The following is a 22,601-nucleotide window of genomic DNA, read 5'->3' on the forward strand; positions in this document are numbered from 1 at the left end:
CTAGAGGTAAGCGTTGGAGACGGCTGAGTTCCGGAACACCTCCTCCGCGTCGTCGGCCTGGCGGATCGCCTCGCGCACTGCGGCGTCGTTAATGTTGAGCACACGGAAGTCCTTGTCGACCTTGGCCACCGCTTCGACCCGGTGGTATTCACCCGGGTAGGCTTCCACGAACCGGCAGAGGCCGACCAGCTTCGGTTTCGCGTCCGCGAGGTGGTAGCTGTGGGGGTCGACGATGGAACCGCGGACCTCGCCGTCGACTTCTTCGAAGAAAATGAAGTCGGGGCGGAGGCGGCCCCATTGGGCGTCGGACTCTGCATCTTCGGGAAGCGGGTAGGCGATGTTGAGCGAGGAGTCCGCCGAACCGGCGTTGCGGAACCACCGCAGGAAGTTTGGGCGATCAAACTCGACGCCGAGCACGTGCTGCTCCCATGCGTTGAGCACCGCGGGGAACTTCTTGTCCACGGGCCAAACCATCATGTGCTTTTCGTAGCGGTCGATGGGTTTGGTCTCGGTGATCTCACCGGCGACGTTTTCCATGCCGATCCTGGTGGGGACCTGCCAGTTGGCCGGCCGCATCATCGGGACTCGGGTCGGGGAGTCAGAGTGTTCGAAGATGGCTCGGTAGACGGCGGCGCGGGCGTCGCCACGCGAGAGTGCCTCAACGCGGTGCTGATCCCGCAGCTCTGTGCTCAGCTGGATAGCCCTGCTGACCACACGATCGACCGCTTGTGGCACGCGGGCGAGCGCCGCGGTGCGTACACGTGCGACGCGCAAGGCCTCGAAGACGACGTGCATCTCGGCATCGGACAAGTCCTGCTTGTCCGCCTGCCAGCGCACGTAACCGCGTGCAAGGCTGGGGCCGAAAGTCCGCTCCGCGTCGCGCATAGCCACCTGAATGGAGCGTTCCGATGCGGCAACGTGAATGCCATCGAGCTCAGTCGTCTGGCCTGAATGCATGTCGGTGCGCAGTTCACGGAGATTGACGTTCTCCACGTCGACGATGGCGGCCTCGAAGTCCTCGCTGTACTCGACGGCTGCTGCGTCCATAGAGCGGAACATGGCCTCGTCAGTCTTGCGGATCGCGTTGGGGTAGATGAGGTCGCGCGAGAGTTCCGCGGCCAAGTCGGCGAGCTGCTTGATGGGGTCCGTCACTCCGGACGGCACTGTTTCATTAGGTAGAGACTCGAAGCACTCCCACAGCTGCTCCTCGATGCTGCCTTCTTCACTCTTGATGGGCAGGACCAGCTCAGGATCGAAGACCACTCGGCGCAGTTCTTTGCCGCCGCCGTCGGTGTCGTCGGTGCCGCCGCGGGAGATACGCTCGGCAACCATCTTGGCCACGTTGCGGTCGAACTTGGGCAGGATGCAGGTCACTGAACTCAACACATCGTTGGCTTGAACGCGCCGTGCCAGGGGAGTGCGAACCATGCGGCCCATTAACTGCGTGACGTGCGTGTGGTCGCGCGCCGCGCGGAAGGACACGAGCACCTCCGCGCGCGGGCAGTCCCATCCCGTAGAGATCGCTTCTTTGGCAAAGAGGACGCGGATGCTGCGCATGTCCTGGACGCGCTCCGCCGGAACCTTGTCGATCACTGTGCCTGCAGCCAGGATCGGTTTGTCGTCGCCGAAGACGTGGGCGAAGGCGTTAATTCCGAGGGAGGGGTCGGTGCTTTGGATGGTGGTCACGTAGTCGCCGATAAGTTCGTCCGATGCTTTGTCCGGAACTTGCACCACCATGAGCGGAACCACCGGCTCCGGGAGCTTTTCTTGGCGCGCGTACTGTGCCCATGCGCCGGTCATTTCGTCGAGCTTTCTTGTGCCTTGAGCGAGCAGCTCGTGGTCGTAATCGCCCTCCTCGTTGGGGATGTACAGGACGATGGTGTCTTTGAGCAGGCCTGATTCCTGTACCTGCTCCGGGTCGACCGTGATTTCTCTTTCGAAATGCAGTCCGCTCGCAGCGGAGACGAAGTCTTTGAAGCGCTCCGGCGTCGCCGAGATTCCCCACACCACAGGCACGGGCGGGACGTCGCCGCTGCCTTGGATGACGCGCTGGATGATGGTGGAGCGGTCCGCCTCCGTGCGTGAGGTGCGGCGTTTCATGCCGCGGTGAGCCTCGTCGATGATGAGGTACAGCGTGATGTTCTCGTCTTCCAGCGTGCGCTTGAGCGTCTGGAAGAAGTCGTAGTCGCCCGCGTCTGGCACAGGAAGGTCGAGCGCTGGCTGTGTGCCGGCGAGCTCGAGATCGAGTTGCTCGTCGTACAGGTAATGGCGCCGCGCGATGGTGGAGGTGCGTGTCAGTTTCTGCACGTTGATGAAGTACAGCGAACCGGGGGAGAGTTTCCGTTCACGGAAGTCGCTTTCCACGGTCACCGTGGGGATGCTCGAACCCGGTCCGAGAGCTGCTTCGATTCGGTGCTTGGACTGCTTGTTCAGGTCGGGGGAGTCAGACACCCAGAGGAAGACGGCGGTGGGGTCTGCGGGGATCGTCGCAGTGCCCTTGAGCACCGTTTCAATTGTCGCTGCGGCCATGACCGTTTTACCCGCGCCCGTGACTGCGGCGAGGGACACGGCGCTGCGTGTGGGGTGGCCGACGCCGCGCGTTGCGCGATAGCGGTCGCCTGCTTTCGACAGCTCCGCCGCAAGCTTATCGACGGCAGTCTCCTGGTAATTCTTCAATATGTAGCGCATTAGTCGAACACCCTCGAAGCGTTGATAGCAAAGTTGGTCAAGTAGGACTCATAGAGCTGAATCGCCTGGATGTGGTCGTCGAGCCCCTTGGCGACGCGCTGGTACACGCTCGCACTGTTGGTGATGATGTAGACGTGGGTGATTCCCGGGCGTGCATCCACCTCAGCCGTGAATGCACCCGAGTCATCGCAGTTCTCGATGACAGCGTAGTGGTCGGTGAGCTCCCAACCGCGCTCCGGAATCGACGTGATTACCTCGCCGACCTGGCCCGCCCGCAGCCACAGCATCGGCGCGATGCGGGAGAAGGCGTAGCCGTATTCCACCATCGTCGGGTTCAAGTACTCCAAGGAAAAATACCGAGCGTTCGCCTTGAACCCGTCAGCCATAGGGAACTCATCGGTGAACTTGTAGTCCCCCTTGATGGGGTCGCCCGCCGGCGTCTTTCCCGTGATCGCCGCCGTCACACGCGGCTTGGTCACGTAATCCGCGATGCCGAGCGCTTCCCATTCCGGATCACCCGGCCGCAAGCCCTTCTCCTGCAGTTCCTTCTGCTCGTCCGCGCTGACCTCGTTGTTAGTTACCATGATCGAGCGACGGCGCCCACCGTCCTGTTTGTTCAACCGCATCACCGCATGCGCAGTGGTGCCAGAGCCTGCGAAGAAGTCGAGTACGACGGCATCAGGCTTGTCCTTCACGAAGAAGCGGATTGCGTCTTCGACTGCGTAGAGGGATTTGGGGAAGTCGAAAACCTTCGCACCGAGAAGAGATGCAATTAGCGTTGTGCCACCCGTACCGGCATTGTGAGCTTGCACGTTCCATTGGGTTGTGGGCAGATAGCTAGGGATGTACGACGACGAATCGATAATCATTGTGCCGTTCTCGTCGTAACCGGCAACTGAGTAGATCCCTTCCGTGACTTTAGAAAGCTCACCCTCCTTCAAGTAGGAGAATGAAGTTTTACTTCCTTTGAAGGGACCGACCTTGAAAGCTCCGAGTTCGAGCAATTTTCTTGCGCGGTCAGCAGACACACGCCAGCGCGCTTCTTCCCCCCTCGATGAAAGCGGAAATACGGCAATGGATCCTGGCGGGCTCACATAACTGCTCCGGTCTTCCTGTGGGCCCAGTGGTGCCCCGAAACCGACCAGTTTTCCGCTAATTTCATCCAGCAATATGGGATAAAACATGTTTGGGCGATCCATACGTCGACTGTTATTGCCTGAACGTAGTAACGATTCCCAGCGAACCGAGGTTTGGCGCTTCATACCGTTTGCCGACCAGTGATCCCCTAACGTGATCGGCTTGGGGACTCCAGTACCGAAAGTTACAAAGTAATAGTATTCATCGCTTCGGCTGAAGGCGCTACGGGCAACTCCATTCGAAATGTTTACGCTCACCATTTGGATTCCGGCATCGGGAAAAATTTGCTCAAGAAGCAACCCCAGCCGCAGGTACTCTTTCTCATCGATGGTGACAATTAAGACAGAGTCTTGAGGATCCAAAAGCTCTTTACAGAGCTTCAAGCGCTTCTCCATGAAGCTAAGCCACTTCGAGTGACGGTAGTCGTCATCGGCTTCGACGTAGTCATTGTTGTACTTCCAATCCCTCGCGCCGGTGTTGTACGGCGGGTCGATGTAGATGCAGTCGACGGAGTGTCGGTGGGTGTACGTCAATGCTTGGAGAGCATGGTAATTCTCAGCATTGATGACTGTGTGCGCGGGCGCATCCTCGGGGCCGTTGTCGACCCGCCCAGTCTCAGTCAGTCCGGGGTAGATCGTGTCAGTGTGCTCGGCGACCACGACGAGATCATCGACGAGTGCCGTTGTTGCGCGGGGTTCACGGCCGACTGTGTCCGCGTTCCATTCTTGGTCACCGGGGAGGGTTTCCTGGAGGGATACAGTGGCGCCAGTGCTATCTTGCAGGATGTCTAGCACTCGCCAGAGGGTTTGGTCGGCTTTGGAGGCGTCGCCACGCGCGTTGAGGATGTGTACTTTGTCGCCTCGCGTAACTGGGCGGTTGTAAAGCTCGGTGGCTTCGGGGGCGTGGCGTTCGAAAACGAGACCGAAGGTCGGTTGGTTTTCAAGATGAGCCACTTCCTCGGCAAGAGCGTTGCCGAGGACAGGGTTAGAGCGCTTGGCTTCTTCGATGAGATCGTGCAAACGGGACATATATATCGGCCTAGAGTTAGTTGATGTGCTGGGCGGTGTCCGGGACCTCGGTGGAATCCACGGTGACGGGGACGGAACCGTCTTTCTCTGGGATCAAGACTCCCCATTCGATCACGTTCTTGCCTGCGGAAGTGGGAGCGTGAGGGGAATTGATTGTCAACGCGACGCCGACCTCACCGTCTTCCCAGCGCGGGGGTGTCCAGGTATTGGTTTGCTTCATTTTGCGGACCACGTCCCGCTCACGGTCGTCGAAGATGGTGACCAGCACTGCGCCACGAGCGCGCTCGTTACCTTCGAGGAGGATTTCCGGTTCCTCCAAGTGACCGAACTTCTTCTCCTCGACGTCGCGCAGGTTGAATTTGATTACGTCCTCCGGCTTCAAAGCGGAGGCAAGATTTCCGTCCGCTGTGTTTTCGATGACGTATCGGAAGCGGTGCGGAGTACCGGAAACATCGTGACGGCCAGGGCGGCGGGAGCGTTCAACCAGAGGAACACGGACATTCAACCCGTCGATATCCAAAGCGTACGGATACGCCTCCAAATCGGCTGCGGCTTGCTTCACCGTGGGGACGTACACCGCGACTTCAGAAAAATCGCTCGTTGCTGGGTCGACGTGCTTACCTGTACCGAGCAGATCCTTCATGTACGCGATGCGTGGATTGACCACGTTCTCTTTGAACGCTGCGCCGTCGTACCAGCGCATCTTGTCCAAGAGGTCTACAAATTCTTCGGCGCTCACTTTGCCCACCAGAAGATCTGTTGTACCCATGCTGTGGATGCGCTCTTCCTCAAGGCCAGCATCGACAATCTTCAACCAAGGAAGTTCGCGTGGACCGCCAGACACTGTTTGCAGAAGCGGAATGGCAACATCGCGGAAGTTCGCTGTCAGATCTTCTGGTCGGTCCCTGTCTGGAATGGTGACAAGGTCGACCACCTCCGGCGCCGAGGCCGACTTGAGCATCACGGCATTGAACATCTTGTTCTTGCTCGTGGGCTTGAGATCGGACAGAGACTGACGCACCAGCGGAGCCAGTTGCATCGGGGTGAGCTTCGGACGATCAGTGTCATCAAGCTCCTTGTACGACTTGATGTTTCGGCGGAATACATCCTCGTCGTTCATCGCCGCCTCGAACATCTCCACCAAGCTCGGCGGTGCGTAGAGGCGAACGAGGTCCTGGTAGCCCTTGCGGAAACCGAACCAGCGACCAGTCTGCATGAGGGTATCCGCGCCGCCAGCACGACGGCGGAAGTAGCTGATGGTGAGCCCTTCGACGGTGTAGCCGCGGGACAACTTGGCTCCGCCGACGAGTACCTTCCACACCTTGCCAGTCTCAAAATCAGGCGTGTCTCCACCCTGTGTGTCGACTTGGAGGAACGGTGTTTTGTCCTTGCTCAGGTTCCGGGTGATCGCCTCGTACGCCTCGTTGATGTAAGGATGCAGCTCTGCGTAAGTTTTCGGGTAGGGGGTTCCAGCGTTGTAGTAGTCGATCTCCATCACTGGGAGGAGGTCGTGTTCGAACAGACGCTGCAGCTCAAGGATTGGGCGGCCGAGGTTGTATTTCCTGCTGTTCCAAAGGTCATCGAGGGTGTCTTTCGCGTCGGCGTGCGCGTCCGTTCCCACACGCTCATGGACCAGCATGGTGTGGTGCTTGAACTTCAAGCCCGGGGCGTGAGCCTCGCGGTACTTCTTGATGGCACCGGTGAGCACGAACATGTCGAGTGCTTGCTGCAGCTCGTCGCGGCGGACATCACGGAATGCGTCGGGGTCCGTCTCAGCCTCCTCGGCAATGTCGCGGATGAACGCCTTACTGTTGGAGTTCTCGATGGTCGCTTCGCTCGGGTTGTCCTGATAGTCCGCACGGTCATGGAACCACCGTGCGCCACGGTAAGCCGGCGGCTGGTTGAGCATGAGGACGTAGTGGCGGGGGTAGAGGTCTTCAGGATCCGACGGGTCCACGAAAACATTCGCAAACGGGGTTGCGGTATAGCCGACGTACTGCGCCCGTGGACAGTTCTTCATCAGATTGGTGATCTCAGCGTTGACAGCGGTGCGCTCGCGCTCTTCGTTTGCATCCTTCTTGCTGTTGTTCTTCGTGTTGATGGATGCCTGGTCGGACTCATCGTCGATGATCAGTGCCGGCAGATCAGCGATGGCTCCGTTGATACCGTTGGCGCGCTTGAGATCCGAGTTGAGCTGCTTGAGCACGGTCGCATTCTTCTTCACCACAGCGACCATGCACGGCATGTTGTCGAGGTTGTCTGGGTGGTGGACCGGCTTGTTCTGATCGGGAACGGTCACCTCGAGGGGGTTCGTGCCGCGTCCGCGATAATCGTCGACGGAAGTGGTGAGGCGTTTGATGCGCGGGAAGCCGGTGAGGCCGTAGCGGGTGCCGTGGTGCACGAATGCGCCGCCATCCTCGTGCCAGGCTCGGTCCCATTCCTCGTCACCGTTGAAGTACGCCTCGGCGCGGCGCTCGCGCTCCGTCATCTCGTCTTCAGTGCGGCCAGCCAGAACGGCTTCACGGCCGAACAGCTCCTTGTCCAGGCGGCGCTGGGTTTGATTGCGCAGGTTGTCCAGGGTGCCGGCGAGAACAATAATGAGTCGGTATCCAGCATCGATAGCCTTGGCTGCGACTGCAGTGAAGTTCGCAGTCTTACCACTTTGGACGTAGCCGACGACCAAACCGCGGGTGGAAACGTAGTGTTCAGCCGTTGGGTCCTCGATGCGCTTCATCACCTCACGGGCTTGATCCTGGACGGTCGCGATGGATTCGGCGTTCCACCCGTTACGCTCGAGGACGCGGCGGTAGTCGTTCCAGTAGTGGTTAACGGCGTGTTCCCGTTCTGGGGTGTACCACGGCTCAAAGCGTTCATCGACGATGACGGCAGGTTCGGGGTCAGGGAGGCGGGACTTGACCTGCTCCGCAACGTCGATAAGCCCAAGCTGTGCAATGATCCACTCGAGCCGCTCCGGAGTGTCCGCGGTGGTTTCTGTGCGCGGGCGCAGAGCTTGGGGCTCGGCTTGCTGTGCTTCAAGGATGAAGTTGATGAGCGGCTGGACGTGGCTACCGCTGCCCTCGACAAGGAACTGAGCAAGTTCGGCAGTGGTCAGCTCGAGCCCCTCGGTGGACAACCGGTCCTGGAGGGAGCGGTTCAGGCGCAGCTCAGAAGGGTTTAGTGCGTATGCGATTTCGTCGCGGATCTGATCAAATTTTTCATTCACAAGGATGAGGTTACCGCCCCCAGCGGCCACTCGTGACGCAGTTGTCGAACATAATTGCGTCTGCCTACTCCTCGTGCCCGAAAGTTTCCGCCTGGTTGAACATCTCCTTGGCAGCCGCGTTGATGATGCTCACCCACAGCTCAATATTCGCCTGGCTCGACTGGGAAATGCGCCCAGCAGACACAGTCTCGTTGAACAGCAGGTAGAGCAAAGTTTTAAGAAGCGGAGCATCATTGAGACGGCCACGGCCCGGGTTGAAGTGCTGGCGGTAAAGCTCGTTGATGTAGATCGTCTTTTTCACGGGCTCGACGTTGACAAAGTCGCTTGGAGCCATGGTCGTCCACACCACATCAATGGGGTCTGATGCCTTGCTCTTCGCGTTTTGCTCAACGGTGCGCTTGATCGAACGGGCGATGCCCTTTCCTGGGTCAGCAAGAGGTTTCGCGTTTCCCGAGCGCTTATTTGCAAGCTTGACGACACCTTTTGCATCCTCATAAACCCGATTCAAATCCACCTTTGGATCGTTTAGGTCATAGAGTTCCTTAGCGAACCTGTGGAAGGACTCTTTGAACAGGACCGATCCTTTTTGGGGGCTGATCGTGATGTATTCCTCGATGAGGCGTGGGTCCGAAATCTCGATGCGGAGCAGCTGCAGGTCCTTTACCTCAGAGCGGAACTTTCCCCACCCGCCGGCGGTAATCAGACGGTCAGCGTCGTAGATGTAGAAACCCTGGTGGCCAGTGGGACTCTTTTTGTCCAGATGGAATTCTTCCTTCTGTGAACGCGGAGTCCAGATGTGGGCAGTGATGCCGGGTGCGCCCGGGATGCCCTTGTAGGTCAGCTCGCGCGGGTACTTGGCGCTGCCGGACTTGGTGTAACCGAGAGGATTGATGGGCTTCGGGGACGGCGTTTTCATCGGTGAAACACCAAGCCAAGAGGTGTACAGCTCGATAGCAATCCGGCCGTCTTCCAGGAAGCGGTGGTAGCGGATGCTCACATGCTTCCGCACGGCCTCTAGCTCGGAAGAAAGGTTCTCTTCCGCCTTCTCCAGGTCATCGCCCTTGTACACATTGATCAGGTCGCTCCACACGATTGTGGTGCCGTGGTCCGCAAGGCCAAGCGCTTCCCGCGAGTTCCAGTACTTCTCCGCGGACTCAGCGCTTAACCGCCCAGCATCGAATGTCTCTTTCAGGAGCTGGATGCCGTGCCCTTGTGCCCCCTCCGGCTTAGAAACGATGACGGTCTGGTTAGCGTTCGCGAAAGAGCCTTCCTTCAAACCCATGCCGTAGCGACCGATGTTTTTCTCCGAGTGGGCTTCATGCCCGCCGAGGCGGAGAACCCCTTCCATTTTTTCGGGGCTCATGCCGGAGCCATCATCGTGAATCGCAATATGTTCCAGCCTGGTATTGCCGTTGTGGAACACGATGGTAACGCGGGTCGCGCCAGCATCGATGGCGTTATCGATCAGCTCATCGATGCCCGTCTCTAGGCCGTGGTTCGCGCCGAGGGCGTGGTTGATATTCGCCAGCGGCGGAAGGGTGACGGTGGATTCAATGTCTGGCATGAGCAGCTCGTCGGTGGGCATGATGGTAATGATGCCTTGTCCGCGAGAAGAATCGTTGAATGCAGACGGAGTGGCTGGGGTTTTGTGACTGAACCCCGGCAAAGAAACTAAAAGTCAGTGTTCGGTGCGAGATGTACATTGAACCTATGGTTTTGGTTCGCCCGACTGTAAAAGTACTCAAGCAACTCGCTGATGCGAGGAATCTTCCGAGTGAAGTTGCTGAACCGTTCAAGATCGCCCAAGGTTCGGACGATCCTGATACAAAATTGAGATACCTATTAATGGCAATCGAACGGTCGATGGAGGGGGTGGAACTGGTCAGAGATGCCCAACGACAATTCGATAGGGGCTTGTTTGAGAAACACAAGCAGTCCTCGGCCCTTGCAGGATTGCCTGTTTTCGAATGTCGGGAGCGGGGCGTAGGAGCAGCTTGGCGTGGAGCTGTTGTGATCTCCGAGCGTGACGACATTGCCTGGTTGTTGCACGTTGACCGGCACGACCGATTTCATTCCACTGCTGCCAAGGTCCTATCGGATATGAAGGCTCAGGAAAAGATCGGCCCCAGCAAACTCGATCTCGTGCTTCTGAGCAAAGAACTGGAGCTTACACAGCTTGAAGAGCAAGAAAAAGCGATGCTCCATTCGACGCTGTCGGCAATTAAGAATGCCACCCTAAGAGAACGTGTCGTCGATTTCGACATTGAGGGAGAGTCGCCTCGAGGTGGACTCCAGATTGAATTGGGCGTGCAATCAACAAATTTCGAGGAATGGGAGCTCGGGCAGGCAGCTGAGGACATCGATATGGTCATGGTCAGTGTGAGGAAAGGGGATGACTGGGAGCTCTTCCAGCGCTACATTTCAATCTTCGGCCGCTACCTGCAACCAGTTGGGTCGATGGTTGAGTCACTTGGTGGTAACCCCTACGTCATTCATTGCGCGGTGACTCGGGCTCACTTGCTGAGTTTGTTGGACGTACCAAACCAGGAATTGCTGACAAAGCGGTACGAACCTGAGGAGCCTAAGGTTTTTCATTACCTAGATAAGGTGTCGATGGTCGAGTCCATGGTCACGGGGAAAGCCGCCCAAGCTGTGTGCGGGGTGTGGTGGATCCCGACTGGGGATGAAGCGACCCATGCTGGATTGCCTGTATGTCCTGACTGTCAAAGAGAAGAGCCGTTCGCCCAAGCCTTCAGGGATTTTCTGAGGGGCTAGAGCAAACGGCTCGTGGTAAGAACGAGCGATCTAGAGATCGTTCAGTTCGTCGAGCGCAGCATCGTCGAGATCCGTAGCGTGAACTTTCGGAGAAGAATTGTGGAGCGCATTGACCATGATCTCTGCGCCCTCCTCGCGTGATTTCATAAACGCTTTGAGATCCGACATCTTAATGCGCTTGTGAGTACCGACCATGTGGTAGGGAAGGTGACCCGTGTCCATGAATGATGTCAGGTGTGGGCGGCTCATCTTGAGTAGTTTGGCTGCTTCGTTGGGGCTGAGTTCGGCGTCGTCCGCGAACACATTGATGTTCTTGCCGTCTTCAGTCGCAGTGAGGATGCGACGAAGAAGAATGGCTATCGTTGAGTCTTCGTTGGCTTTGATGAAGTCGCGAACTTGCTGAACCTCATATTTTGTGAGCTCGTCAGCTTCGATTCGATCGAGAATTGCAGCCATTATCACTCAACCTCCTAATTCAGTACTTGTACGTAACTGTAGTATCTGTAACTGAAGTACACGATAACAGTGTAAGTGTAATAACTGCAAGCGGTGTCGAGTGTGTCGAAGAGGTCGAAGAAATGGAAGCGATTGAAGCCGCCGAAGGTGCCGTTGGATAGTTTTACCGGTGCTGCGTCTTCACTGGCAGGCGGAACTCGTCGGGGGAGGCGTGGCGCCAGGCTTCGGACCATTGGTCGGGGGCGTCGTCAAGCAATTGCCCGGGCTCGAGCCAGTCGAACAGTGCCTCGTAGGAAAGCGTGACTCCGGGCTCGATGACTTTGCGCAGCATCGCTGGGGTGAGGTCGTCCGGGTGGGATGCGCCGCACGCCGCCATCATGGTGGTGGCTTGGCGTACGGTGGCCTGCTGGAAACGCTGCACGCGTTGGGCTTTGAGGTCGACGTCGATGGCGCGCTGGCGCCAGTTGCTCTGGGTGGCCACGCCGGAAGGGCACTTGCCGGTCTGGCACTTCTGGGCTTGGATGCAGCCGACGGCCATCATCATTGCGCGGGCTGAGTTGGTGTAGTCCGCACCCTGGATAAGTCGTTTGACGATGTCGTTCGACGCCGCCACCTTGCCCGACGCGCCGAGCTTGACCTTGTCGCGCAGATTCGTGCCGACGAGCGCATTGTGCATCATCTGCAAGCCCTCGGTCAGCGGGAGCCCCATGTGGTCCTCAAACTCGAGCGGGGCGGCGGCGGTACCGCCTTCCGCGCCATCGATAGTGATGAAGTCTGGCGCGGTCCCCACCTGCTCAATTGCTTTGCAGATTGACAGCACGTCGATCATGGAGCCGACGCACATCTTGAAGCCGATCGGCTTGCCGCCGGAGACCTCCCGGATGTGGGCGATGAACTCGATCAGCTCGACCGGGGTAGAAAAGACACGGTGGCGGCTGGGGGAGAGGCAGTCCTCGCCGACGGGGATGTCGCGCACGCGGGCGATCTCCTCGGTCACTTTCGGGCCGGGCAGCATGCCGCCGAGGCCGGGTTTGGCACCCTGCGACAGCTTCAGCTCGATCATCTTCACCTGGTCGATCTGCGCGATGTCCTTGAACTTCGCCTCGTCGAAGCCGCCGTCTTCGGTGCGGCAGCCGAAGTAGCCGGTGCCCAGCTGCCACACGATGTCACCGTTGTTCTCCAGGTGGTATTCGCTCAGGCCACCTTCGCCGGTGTTATGGGCGAATCCGCCGAGCTCAGCACCCTTGTTCAGCGCGCGGATGGCATTGGCGGACAGTGCGCCGAAGGACATGCCAGAGATGTTCATCAGCGCCATGTCGTATGGTTGCGAGCACTCCGCACCACCGATGTTCACCCGCGGCGGGTCCTCCGGCACCTCCGCCGGGACCACCGAGTGCACAAGGTACTCATAACCCGCCTGCGACACTTCCCTCTCGGTGCCGAAGGACCGTTCCCCATCGGTGCCGTCGGCGCGCTGGTTGATCACTTCACGGGTTTGCGCGTCGAACGGTTTGCCGTCGGCTTCGCCCTCGATGAAGTACTGATGGATCTCCGGGCGGATCTCCTTTGCCAGGTAGCGCGCGTGCCCCAGCACAGGGTAATTGCGCAGAATATTGTTTTTCGGCTGGATCAAATCGTTCGCAGCCAGGCCCGCGGTCGCGGCTGCCACAGCACCAGCCACTGTTTTGACCGGGTTGCTGCCTACAAGTTTGCTTATCGACGAAAATCGCTTACCCACTAGCCATCACCTTCAATGATCACGGGATTGTTCCGCTCACCAACGTACCTATTCGCCGCTGCGCTGTCTGAGGAGCAATTCCCTCGCCTAGGAAAGAGGTCTGCGGAAAAGTTGACAGACCCGATCCGCGCTTTGAAAGTTCGTACAGGTCAGAGGGCTGAGGGTGGGTAAACAAGAATCCAGTTTGTCAACTTTTCCGCACGTGCTTCTGCCACGCGGTCGCATACGAGATGATGTCGGGAGACAACGGCCCGAGAAGCCGTGCAGCAGGTTCGCTGTCGGCAGGGTAGGAGGCATACGCTGTCTCGACCTTCGGCCATTCAGTCTTCGCGGCGGCGAGGAGATTTTCAAGCATCCGCTTTGCGGCGCCCTGGCCCCGATACTCGGGAAGCACGTAGATGAGCCCGAGCTCCATGAGTCGGTCGTCGTCGACATCGTAGTGGACGGCTTCTGCCATCCCGATCACTTTGCCATCAGGGGCGTGGGCGACCGCGGTGAGTTGGGTCCCGCCCCGGTCCATCAAGCGGGCGCTCGCGTCACGGAGACGCTGCTCAGTCCAATTGATCGAGTCGAGGATGAGGTCACCGCGCGGATAATCCCGCGAAGAACCGGACAACAATGCCCGCAGCGATGGTAGGTCATCAGGGTTGAAGCCCATGTTGCGGACAACGGAGATGCCCGGGCCTGCTGCCTCCGCCGCAACCGCGCCCAGCGAGAACGTCGCCTGCGCCTCGTGGTACGCAGCTGAATATCCGTGACTGGTGAGACTCAGTTCGGGTTCAACTAGAGGCTCGCCCGAGTGCGTGACCCACACTTGCCGGATGGGGCGGTCGAAGGAGGCGGAAAGGGCGTCGATAAGCGAAAGGGCGGCGACCCACGGCTCACGCGGAACGGGCTCTCCGGACCCGGGGACGGGCGCGACGGCGGCGTCGAGAGTGACGGTCGCTTCGATCACGCGTGTGTCCTCGAGTAGGGGCAGGGAGATGAAGACCCACGCGGCGATGTCGGCGAGGTCGTCGACATGCACCTCCGGATATCCGAGCGGGCCGAGCGGACGCGGTGCCTGCAGGTCAGTTAGCGCGAACAAAAAAGCCTCGGACTCCGCGGAGCCCTCGAGGCGCTTCGCCATGTGGGCGGCGCTCACGCCGGAGTAGGGGCTGCCGGTGATGTCCTGGATGGCGAGGGTCGCTGAGAACACATACGCGCCCACGACGTCGCCGGAGTCGCGGCCGCCGTGGGCGTAGATGAGGGGAGTGAGCAAGCTAGTCGTTCAACGCCTTCGCGGCGACATCAGCGAACTCCTGCCACTGCTCCGCCTGCGCGCGCAGCTCCGCGGCCTGCTTTGCATTGCCCTTGGCTTCGGCGGCGTCGGCCTTGGCGCGGAAATCGTCCGCCTTGACCTGGAACTGGTTGGCCTTGTCCTGCTGGACCGGGTTGGACTTGCGCCACTGGGCTTCCTCGGCGTCGGACACGCGCTGCTCGATGTCGCCGATCTTGTCCTCGTATTCGCGCATCTTATTGCGCGGGACGTAACCGATCGCGTCCCATTTCTCCTGCAGCTCACGCAGTTTGGACTTGGCGGCACCGAGGCCCTTCTCCGGGTCAATCAGTGAGTCGTACTCAGCGATGAGTGCATCCTTGGCCTGCGCGTTGGCTTCGTACTCGCGGTCGCGCTCGTCGTTGACAGCGTTGCGGGCCGCGAAGAAGTGGTCCTGAGCGGCGCGGAAGCGGTTCCACAGCTTGTCGTCGACGTCGCGCGGGGCGCGGCCGGCGGCTTTCCATTCCGTCATTAAGTCGCGGTAGGCGCGGGCGGTGTCGTTCCAGTCGGTGGAGTCCTTGAGCTTCTCGGCGCGCGCGATGAGCTCCTCCTTCTTCGCCTTCGCGGCGGCGCGGCCGCGGTCAAGTTCGGCGAAGTGGGCCCCGCGGCGGCGGTTGAAGGAATCGCGGGCCTTGGAGTAGCGCTTCCACAGCCCGTCATCGGTTTTGCGGTCGATGCCGCGGACGGTCTTCCATTCCTCGAGGATGTCGCGGATACGGTCGCCGGCTGCCTTCCACTCAGTGGAGTTCTCGGCCAAGTCTTCGGCCTCCGCGGCGAGGGCTTCCTTGCGCTGAATAGCCTCGGCGCGGCGAGCCTCTTTGGCTTCTTTAGCCTTCTCGCCGGCGGTGTCGGCCTCCTCCAGGAGGGTTTTCAAACGTGTTTCAATCGCGTCCAAGTCACCGACGACAGCCTGCTCATCGAGGGAGCCGATGAGCTGCTGCGCCTGGGTGCGCACCGAGTTCGCGTCTTCCGGGCGGGTGCGCAGGCGGTTTTCCAGCACGCCGACCTCCGTGGACAGATCAGCGAAGCGCTGGGCAAAGTGCTTTAGGCCCTCCTCGGGGCTGCCAGCCTGCCAAGAACCGACGGCGCGTTCAGCACCGCCGCGGATGACGTAGACAGTGCCGTCTTCATCCACGCGACCGAACTCAGCGGCCTTCGCGGTGTCAGCGGCAGAAGCGGGCACAGGGCTCGGCGTGGACGGGGCACCAGCGGGAGCAGCGGGACGTGCACCAGGGCGCGGGCCGGGCTTCGGTGCCCGAGAAGGCATTGCGCCGGGGGAGGGAACCGGCGAGGGCCGGTTGTTCTCAGGGGTGGGGGGCTGCGTCATAGTGGGCCGTCCTTTCATCCTGTGCCGCGCGTCGCGGCTGCCGTTATGCCCCAAAACAATACCGCGACGGGGAGCGCAATGTAACGGTTCGGCGCACACGCACTCTTCTATAGGGTGAGGTTCATGCGCGGTTTCAATCTGCTTGTCGTTCCGGGGTCCCCAGCAGTAGTCGCTGAGCTGTCTCCGCAGGATGCGGCGGGGCGCGCGATCGTAGCCAAAGCTCGCGAGCTGACCGAGGGAGATACCCGCCCGATCGAGATCGTCGGTTCGCGCGATCCGCGGTGGCGCACCGAGCACGCCGGCAGCTTCCGTGCGTGGGGCGCTGATGTGCACGTCGGAGGCGGCAACTACCTGCCGGAACTCATCGCACGCTACATCCTGCCGGGCCGCACCATTGGGGATTCCCGCGAGCACATCCAGCCGCTCAACCCCGACGCGCTCACCGTGGTGGTCGTCGATGGCTCCGCCGGACTCACTCCCCGCGCACCCCTTGCGCTTATCGACGGCGCCACCGACACCCACGACGCCATGACCGCCTTCCTTGACGGCACCGGTGAACTCCCCACCGATCTGCCCGGAGTGATAGAGCCGGGGTTGTGGGAAGAGTTGGGGGAACTGGAAGCGTCGAAAAGCGTGCTTCTAAGCGATGACACACTCGGCGTCGGGCGCTTCCTTGCGGCGTGGGAGGTTTACGCATGATCAGGCCTATCTCTGTCGTCGGCCCCACCGCGTCCGGGAAATCTGATCTCGGGCTGGCGCTCGCGCATGAGCTCGGTGGGGAAGTGGTCAACGTCGATTCCATGCAGCTCTACCGTGGCATGGACATCGGCACGGCGAAGCTGCCACTGGCTGAACGTGAAGGGATCCCGCACCACTTGCTGGACATCTGGGATGTCACGCAGACCGCATCCGTTGCCGAGTATCAGGCACGCGCGATTGAGGTTGTCGACGCCATCGCTGCGCGGGGCAGGGTTCCCATCCTCGTCGGCGGTTCGATGATGTACGTCCAATCGCTGATCGACGACTGGCAGTTCCCGCCGACCGATCCCGCCGTCCGCAATAAATACGAGCAACGGCTGGAAGACGTTGGTGTGCACGCGCTCCACGCAGAATTGGCTGAAGTTGATCCAGAGGCCGCGGCCATCATTGAGGACAACGATCCGCGCCGAACGGTGCGTGCGCTGGAGGTCATTGAACTGACGGGCAAACCGTTCCAAGCCTCGCAGCCGCCAAAGGATGCGGCGCCACGGTGGGCCACGCGGATTCTGGGGTTGCGGACGGACGCGGAGTGGCTCAACCCGCGCATCGATAAGCGCACCGAGTTGATGTTCGCTGCCGGGTTCGTCGACGAGGTGCGAGGGTTGATCGCCGAGGGACTGGTCGCGGAGTCCACCGCCGGCCGCGCGATTGGCTACTCGCAGGTTCTCGGCTACCTTGCCGGCGCGATCACCCTCGAGGAAGCTCAGGAGCGGACCGTCACGGGGACCCGCCGCTACGTGCGCCGGCAACGTTCCTGGCTCAATCGCGACAAGCGCATCACCTGGCTCGACGCCTCCACAGCCGACAAGGGCCGCGAGGCGATCCTCACCGCCGCGCTAGACTCGCTGGCGTGAACGAGAACACCCCGCAGCCGCAGACGACCCAGGCACCGGAGAACCTGTCCACCCTGCCGTTCATCAAGGCGCACGGAACAGAGAACGACTTCGTGGTGCTTATCGACGTCGACGACCAACTAGAACAACTCGGCATCCTCGATGATGACCTTGTCGCCTCGCTGTGCGACCGGCGTGCCGGCGTAGGAGGCGACGGATTCCTGCGCATAGTGAGCTCGGACGCTCACGATGCGCAGGGTGCGAACGGCAACCGCTGGTTCATGGATTACCGTAACGCCGACGGCTCCATCGCGGAAATGTGCGGAAACGGCATCCGCGTGTTCGCCCACGTCCTCGTCGCCCAGGGCTTGGAGCAGGCTCGCCAGTTCGACGTGGACACCCGCGCCGGGGTCAAGCACATCACCATCCACTCCCTGACGGGGGAGGACCCGAACGGCTCGACGCACGCAGTCGTGGACGTGGGCATGGGCCCCGTCGGCGTGACCGGGGTATCCACAGGCCGCATGGGGGACTTCGAATTCGCTGGACTAGGCGTGGATGTGGGCAACCCGCACCTCGCTGCCGTCATCCCGGGTTTGACACCTGTGCAGCTGGCGGAGCTGGCCTTTGAGCAGCCGGCCTTCGACCACGAGTTCTTCCCCGAGGGCGTGAACGTGGAGATCGTCACCGACCCTGAAACCGCCGGCGGTGAAATGCGCGTCGGGATGCGTGTGTGGGAGCGCGGCGTCGGCGAGACCCGGTCGTGCGGCACGGGCACGGTCGCTGCGGCGCGGGCAGCGCTTGCCGATGCCGGCGTGGAGAACGGCACCATTACCGTTGACGTTCCGGGCGGCACACTCACCATCGCGATCAATGACGGCGAGGCGACGATGACGGGGCCGTCTGTCATTGTCGCGCGCGGCGAGGTCTCGCTGAAATCGCTGCGCAAGGACTTCACGTAATTAGCGCATTGCGCGCTGGAAGAACGCGACAGCGTCCGTCTTCTCCTGCGTGATGTTGGTTAAGTCGGCTTCGAGCAGCGCGATGTCCTCCAGCGTGGGCGCGCCTGGCGGACTGTCGACGTCGGTGCGCACCGGCAGGTAGTTCAGCTCCGCGGCGGTGGTCTGCCCTTGGCGGGAGACAAGATAAGACACGAGCCGCTGGGCAGCCTCGCGTGACGGCGATGCCGCAAAGACCGCCGCGGGCTGGGTGATGTACGGGGCGCCGTCGGCGGGATAAACGGCCTTGATGGGGGAGCCCTCGTCGGCCAAGTCGCGCACACGGTAATCAGTGACGATGCCGATAGGGTGGCCGCCAGCAGCGACCTCTTCTGCGACAGGGCCAGCGGACTGCGCAATCATCGGGCGGTTTTCGCCCAGCTTGTTCACCCAGTCTTCGCCGAGCTCGGGAGTCTGCAGCCACACCGCCGCATTGAACGCGGTGGCGCCGGACACTGCTGGGTCGCCGAGCACGATCTCGCCCTTGTACTTCGGGTTGGTCAGGTCGCCCCAGGATGTGGGAGCCTCGTTCTCCGGGATCCGGTTGGAGTTGTAGGCGATGATGGTGGGCATCATGCGGGTTCCTACGTAATAGCCGTCGTCGTCGATCGCCTCCGGCAGGATCGCGGTGAGGTCGATATTGGTCAACTCCGCCAGGTCGCCCTCCTGCTTGTACACCTCGAAGGTGGGGGCGTCGGCGCACCACAGCACGTCGCCCTCGATCCCGCCGGTGGCTTTCTCGGAGGCGACGCGGGCGACAAGCTCGCCGGTGCCGGCACGGTACATCTTCACCTTGATGTCGGGGTTGAGTTCCTCGAACTCGCGGATGGCGATGTCCGCCTTCGCTTCCGGCTCGGAGGTGTACAGGGTGATGGTGGTGACGCCGTTGCGCATGTTTGGCGAGCGTTCGCCCTCCGCGGGCGGTTCGGCGCAGGAGGACAGGAACGCCAGTGACGTTGCGAGAACGGCTGACACGAGCGAGGTGCGGCTGCGGGCGAGGTTTGCAGAAAAGGTCACGGTGCGGTCCTCTCGTCGGCGGCGGTCCTGTCATCCACCGGGTAGGCGAGTACACGTTCTGTGCGCACACCGACGGTCTCGCCAATGCGCGGGCGTCGGCCGCGGACCTTGGCACGGAAGGTTGTGCCGTCGACATCGAGGGTGACGGAGTGCCCGTCGAGCTCGAACAGAGCGGATTCGATCGTGCCGCGCGCGGCATACGGGTCGGAGGAGTCGACGACGCGCACGGCAGCTGGCAGGACCGCGATGTCGATGACCTCGCCGAGATCCTCCATTCGGCCGCCGACGGTTACCAGATTGGATTTATGGAAGCTCATAGCCGGGTCCTGGCTGACGTATTCGAATCCGTTGCGGCGGGCGCGCAGCACGGTCGCGTCGGAGAAGAACTGTGCGACCCAGGCCGTGGCGGGTGCGGAGTAGAGCTCATCGGGGGTGGCGACCTGTTGAAGTTGCGCATCGGCAAGCACTGCGATGCGATCGGCCATGGCCAGGGCTTCGCCGCGGTCGTGCGTGACATGCAGCGTGGTCAGTCCGTGGGTGCGAGTCAGAGCCACAAGTTCACGCCGCAGCACGTCGCGTAAGGGTTCGTCGAGGGCGGAGAGGGCTTCGTCGAGAAGCAAAACGCGCGGATCGCCCACAATGGCGCGAGCGAGCGAGACGCGCTGACGCTGGCCGCCGGACAGGGCGTCCGGTTTGCGTTCCTGGAGGCCGTCGAGTCCCACCAGTTCAAGTGCTTCGTTGACGCGGCTTGCGCGCTCACGCTTATCGACGCCCGCCCGCACCAGCGGGTACTCCACATTCTGGGCGACAGTCATATGGGGCCACACCGCGTGCTGCTGGAAGACCATGCCCATGTGGCGGTCCTCCGGCGGAATGCCGGTCATGTCCTTGCCGCCCACGTAGATGGAACCGGAGCTCGGCTCGACGAACCCTGCGAGGGCCCGCAATAGCGTTGTCTTGCCCGAGCCGGACGGGCCGACGAGCGCGAGGAATTCGCCGGCTTCGATGTCGAGGGTCACATCGCGCAGGCCCTGCGTGCCACCCGGGAACGTGACGCTGACGGTGTCGAAACGGATGTCTTCCACGGTCTACCTCCTAGCGGATGCCGAGCCACGGGAAATGCCCGCGCTGGCGAGGACGAGAACGATAAGCCCGGCGAGCGTGAACATGAACGCCAGCGCGGAGGCTTGGTTGTAATTTCCGGCTTGCTGCAGGTTGAACAGTTGCACACCGAGCGTGGTGGTGCCGGGAGCGATGAGCAGGACCGAGACCGTCAACTCGCGGATCGCGGTAACGGCGACAAGGACGGCACCCGAGACCGCGGCGGGGATCGCCATGGCACCCGAGGTGTTGAAGATGGCGCGCAGTGGCCCCGCCCCGGAGATACGCGCGGCCTCTTCCATGGCGAGTGGAGTGCTTTTCAACGGCGCGCGGACTGCCTGGAGCACCGTGGCGGTGTAGGCGCACAGGTAGGCGGCGAGAATGATCCATGGGGTGTTGTAGGTGCCGGTGTAGCGGCTGATGATGAGCCAGCCGACACCGATGATCAGGCCCGGAAGTGCCGTCGGCAGCAGCGTGACCAAGGTCAGCAGGGTGTTGTCGCGGCTAACGGTACGGGTGACGAGGATGCCGATGAGCCAGCCGAGCACGCCGCACAGCACCGCCGCGGTGAGCGACATCCACAGGGAGTTAGTGAAGCCGTCGATGACGCGCGGGTTCTGTAGGGTGCGTTCGAAGTTGCGCCATGTCAGCGTTTCCCACGTCAGCGGCACGCCCGGAGCGGGCAGGAGAGCGCGGTAGATCAACCCGCCGACGGGTAGCAGGGTCACGGCGAGGCCAGTGGCCCAGGTGGCCGCAGTCACCGGCCACGTGGCGGCGCCGAGATCGAAACGCAGTGGCGCCCCCGCGTTCGTGCCGGAGCTGGCGGCGCGCTCGGCGACGATGTAGTCCGCGATGACTGCCAAAATGCCCATCACTAGCAGCACGACGCCGATGGTGGAGACCACCTGTAACGGGTTAGGCACTGTTCCTGATTCGGCGAAGCGGTACACCATCGTGGCCAACGTTTCGAAGCGTGCGGGCGAGCCGACCAGGGCCGGAATGCCGAAGTCCCCCAGGTTGGACACGAACGTCAAGGTGAACGCGCTGAGCAAGGCTGGGCGGACCAGCGGCAAGGTGATGGTGCGCAGGGTGGTCCAGGTATCAGAACCTGACAGGCGCGCAGCGAGCTCTAGATCGCGCGGGATTTTGCGCAGCGCAGCGGCCATGATGACGTAGACGATCGGGTAGGCGTGCAGCGTGAGCAGAAAAATGACGCCGTCAGCACCGTAGATGTTCCAGATCGGTCGATCGAAGATGGCGTTGAAGCCCTGGTTGCGGCCGAAGAGCTGCAGCCACGCGATCGCGCCGACAAACGGCGGCACAAGCAGCGGGGACAGCAGCAGCAACCGCGCCACGTGGGCACCGGCGATGGTGGTGCGCTCCACGATGACGGCGGCCAGGGTTCCCACGACCACCGCGAACAAAGCCGACAGCAGCGTCGAGTAGAAGGAGTTCCAGGCCGCCCGGCCAAGACCTGATTCAATGAGGACGGGGATCTGGTTTCCGCCCAGAGCAAGGCCCACCACGAGGTACAGCGGCGCGATGAAGAATCCGGCGGCAATGAGCCACATTCCGGCCCGGAATAGCTTGGGCATTGCTCAAAGATACAACATGCCCGCCTGCCACAGCAGCGCTGTGCAGGAGTTCTATGCAGGGCCGTGGTTGCGCGCGGCGCGGCGGGCATCCGTCCACGACTCGGCTAAGTCCGCTGCCCGCTGGTCGGCGATGGAGAGCATGCGTTCGAGGGCGGTGCGGTCGAGATCGTCGCTCAGCAAATGCGCGTCGACGCGCGCGAGGAAACGCTTCGCAGAGCTGCGCCGCAAGTGGAAATCTTGCACCTCCGCGAGCCGCGAATGCGGGTTGGCCAGCTCGGGGTAGTGCAGGGTGCGGTCGGCGAGAGCGTCTGTGGAGGGGCCTTGGAGCAGGTCGTCGTACTCGCCCAGGACCTGCTCGATGTCGTCGCGCGCGACCCGCAGCGATGCCCGGAGGGATTCAATCTCCGGGTCGGTGGTGCTGTTGCAGAAACCGATGAACGCGACGGCCGCGACGACACCACCGAGGATCAGCCCTAGCCAGCCGAAGCGTGCTCCGAGCAGGATCGCCACAACCAGCGCGAGGGTGAGCCATATGGCTGCCTCGACGCTGCGTCGCGGTTTGTGGTTCTGCGCCATCACAATGTCACTGGCCGGGTTCTTTTTTAGGG

16 protein-coding genes are annotated in these 22,601 nt (G+C 61.5%); 4 read left to right on the plus strand and 12 right to left on the minus strand.

Annotated features, from left to right (window positions below; all coding sequences use genetic code 11):
* The 4 genes from KBX18_RS04740 to KBX18_RS04755 all read right to left on the minus strand — a co-directional run bounded on the left by KBX18_RS04740 (position 1) and on the right by KBX18_RS04755 (position 9,661).
* A complete protein-coding gene (locus KBX18_RS04740) occupies positions 1–2,688 on the minus strand; it encodes a DEAD/DEAH box helicase (protein WP_255995022.1) in 2,688 nt (895 codons plus the stop codon).
* On the minus strand, positions 2,688–4,853 hold the full coding sequence (locus KBX18_RS04745) for a site-specific DNA-methyltransferase (protein ID WP_255995023.1): 2,166 nt from the start codon (positions 4,851–4,853) through the stop codon (positions 2,688–2,690). The genes KBX18_RS04740 and KBX18_RS04745 overlap by 1 nt, the downstream gene beginning before the upstream one ends.
* A gap of 16 nt (positions 4,854–4,869) precedes the next feature.
* Positions 4,870–8,076 (minus strand): Z1 domain-containing protein, encoded by a 3,207-nt coding sequence (locus KBX18_RS11860; RefSeq protein ID WP_255995024.1) that lies wholly within the window; start codon positions 8,074–8,076, stop codon positions 4,870–4,872.
* Between the two features lie 64 nt (positions 8,077–8,140).
* Positions 8,141–9,661 (minus strand): ATP-binding protein, encoded by a 1,521-nt coding sequence (locus KBX18_RS04755; RefSeq protein WP_255995025.1) that lies wholly within the window; start codon positions 9,659–9,661, stop codon positions 8,141–8,143.
* A 125-nt stretch (positions 9,662–9,786) separates the two neighbouring features.
* On the opposite strand from KBX18_RS04755, the gene KBX18_RS04760 reads away from it, so the two are divergent.
* On the plus strand, positions 9,787–10,851 hold the full coding sequence (locus KBX18_RS04760) for a DUF3039 domain-containing protein (RefSeq protein ID WP_255995026.1): 1,065 nt from the start codon (positions 9,787–9,789) through the stop codon (positions 10,849–10,851).
* A 30-nt stretch (positions 10,852–10,881) separates the two neighbouring features.
* On the opposite strand, the gene KBX18_RS04765 is transcribed toward KBX18_RS04760, so the two are convergent.
* The 4 genes from KBX18_RS04765 to KBX18_RS04780 all read right to left on the minus strand — a co-directional run bounded on the left by KBX18_RS04765 (position 10,882) and on the right by KBX18_RS04780 (position 15,630).
* Positions 10,882–11,307 carry a helix-turn-helix domain-containing protein gene (locus KBX18_RS04765; protein ID WP_255995027.1) on the minus strand — a complete coding sequence of 142 codons (426 nt, stop codon included), beginning with the start codon at positions 11,305–11,307 and terminating at the stop codon, positions 10,882–10,884.
* 163 nt (positions 11,308–11,470) lie between these two features.
* Entirely contained in the window at positions 11,471–13,045 is a 1,575-nt protein-coding gene (locus tag KBX18_RS04770) for an FMN-binding glutamate synthase family protein (RefSeq protein ID WP_255995028.1), read from the minus strand.
* 187 nt (positions 13,046–13,232) lie between these two features.
* Positions 13,233–14,306: a GNAT family N-acetyltransferase gene (locus tag KBX18_RS04775; protein ID WP_255995029.1), complete on the minus strand. Its 1,074-nt coding sequence runs from the start codon at positions 14,304–14,306 to the stop codon at positions 13,233–13,235.
* 1 nt (position 14,307) lies between these two features.
* On the minus strand, positions 14,308–15,630 hold the full coding sequence (locus KBX18_RS04780; protein ID WP_255995066.1) for a DUF349 domain-containing protein: 1,323 nt from the start codon (positions 15,628–15,630) through the stop codon (positions 14,308–14,310).
* 183 nt (positions 15,631–15,813) lie between these two features.
* Between KBX18_RS04780 and KBX18_RS04785 the strand changes: the two genes are divergently transcribed.
* From KBX18_RS04785 to dapF, 3 genes are read left to right on the plus strand one after another with little or no spacing between them, the layout of a single operon-like run.
* Positions 15,814–16,389, plus strand: a complete 576-nt coding sequence (locus tag KBX18_RS04785; RefSeq protein ID WP_255995030.1) for a hypothetical protein — start codon at positions 15,814–15,816, stop codon at positions 16,387–16,389.
* Positions 16,386–17,303, plus strand: a complete 918-nt coding sequence (miaA, locus tag KBX18_RS04790) for a tRNA (adenosine(37)-N6)-dimethylallyltransferase MiaA (protein WP_255995031.1) — start codon at positions 16,386–16,388, stop codon at positions 17,301–17,303. Before KBX18_RS04785 ends, miaA begins: the two co-directional genes overlap by 4 nt.
* Positions 17,300–18,244, plus strand: coding sequence for a diaminopimelate epimerase (gene dapF, locus KBX18_RS04795; RefSeq protein ID WP_255995032.1), 945 nt, complete (start codon positions 17,300–17,302; stop codon positions 18,242–18,244). The genes miaA and dapF overlap by 4 nt, the downstream gene beginning before the upstream one ends.
* Here dapF and KBX18_RS04800 read toward each other — a convergent pair whose 3' ends face one another.
* From KBX18_RS04800 to KBX18_RS04815, 4 genes are read right to left on the minus strand one after another with little or no spacing between them, the layout of a single operon-like run.
* Positions 18,245–19,297, minus strand: a complete 1,053-nt coding sequence (locus KBX18_RS04800) for an ABC transporter substrate-binding protein (protein WP_255995033.1) — start codon at positions 19,295–19,297, stop codon at positions 18,245–18,247. It lies immediately after the preceding gene.
* On the minus strand, positions 19,294–20,382 hold the full coding sequence (locus KBX18_RS04805; RefSeq protein ID WP_255995034.1) for an ABC transporter ATP-binding protein: 1,089 nt from the start codon (positions 20,380–20,382) through the stop codon (positions 19,294–19,296). The genes KBX18_RS04800 and KBX18_RS04805 overlap by 4 nt, the downstream gene beginning before the upstream one ends.
* Before the next feature lie 3 nt (positions 20,383–20,385).
* Positions 20,386–21,993: an iron ABC transporter permease gene (locus KBX18_RS04810; RefSeq protein ID WP_255995035.1), complete on the minus strand. Its 1,608-nt coding sequence runs from the start codon at positions 21,991–21,993 to the stop codon at positions 20,386–20,388.
* A gap of 51 nt (positions 21,994–22,044) precedes the next feature.
* Positions 22,045–22,569: a DUF2892 domain-containing protein gene (locus tag KBX18_RS04815; protein ID WP_255995036.1), complete on the minus strand. Its 525-nt coding sequence runs from the start codon at positions 22,567–22,569 to the stop codon at positions 22,045–22,047.
* Positions 22,570–22,601 lie beyond the last annotated feature (32 nt).

The organism is Corynebacterium sp. CCUG 69979 (assembly GCF_024454095.1).
Lineage (GTDB): Bacteria > Actinomycetota > Actinomycetes > Mycobacteriales > Mycobacteriaceae > Corynebacterium > Corynebacterium genitalium.

What these genes read in the sequence shown, in the direction of transcription:
- KBX18_RS04740 (WP_255995022.1), bottom strand. Translation starts at nt 2,688, where the DNA reads ATGCGCTACATATTGAAGAATTACCAGGAGACTGCCGTCGATAAGCTT.
- KBX18_RS04745 (WP_255995023.1), bottom strand. Translation starts at nt 4,853, where the DNA reads ATGTCCCGTTTGCACGATCTCATCGAAGAAGCCAAGCGCTCTAACCCT.
- KBX18_RS04755 (WP_255995025.1), bottom strand. Translation starts at nt 9,661, where the DNA reads ATGCCCACCGACGAGCTGCTCATGCCAGACATTGAATCCACCGTCACC.
- KBX18_RS04760 (WP_255995026.1), top strand. Translation starts at nt 9,787, where the DNA reads ATGGTTTTGGTTCGCCCGACTGTAAAAGTACTCAAGCAACTCGCTGAT.
- KBX18_RS04765 (WP_255995027.1), bottom strand. Translation starts at nt 11,307, where the DNA reads ATGGCTGCAATTCTCGATCGAATCGAAGCTGACGAGCTCACAAAATAT.
- KBX18_RS04780 (WP_255995066.1), bottom strand. Translation starts at nt 15,630, where the DNA reads ATGCCTTCTCGGGCACCGAAGCCCGGCCCGCGCCCTGGTGCACGTCCC.
- KBX18_RS04785 (WP_255995030.1), top strand. Translation starts at nt 15,814, where the DNA reads ATGCGCGGTTTCAATCTGCTTGTCGTTCCGGGGTCCCCAGCAGTAGTC.
- miaA (WP_255995031.1), top strand. Translation starts at nt 16,386, where the DNA reads ATGATCAGGCCTATCTCTGTCGTCGGCCCCACCGCGTCCGGGAAATCT.
- KBX18_RS04810 (WP_255995035.1), bottom strand. Translation starts at nt 21,993, where the DNA reads ATGCCCAAGCTATTCCGGGCCGGAATGTGGCTCATTGCCGCCGGATTC.
- KBX18_RS04815 (WP_255995036.1), bottom strand. Translation starts at nt 22,569, where the DNA reads ATGGCGCAGAACCACAAACCGCGACGCAGCGTCGAGGCAGCCATATGG.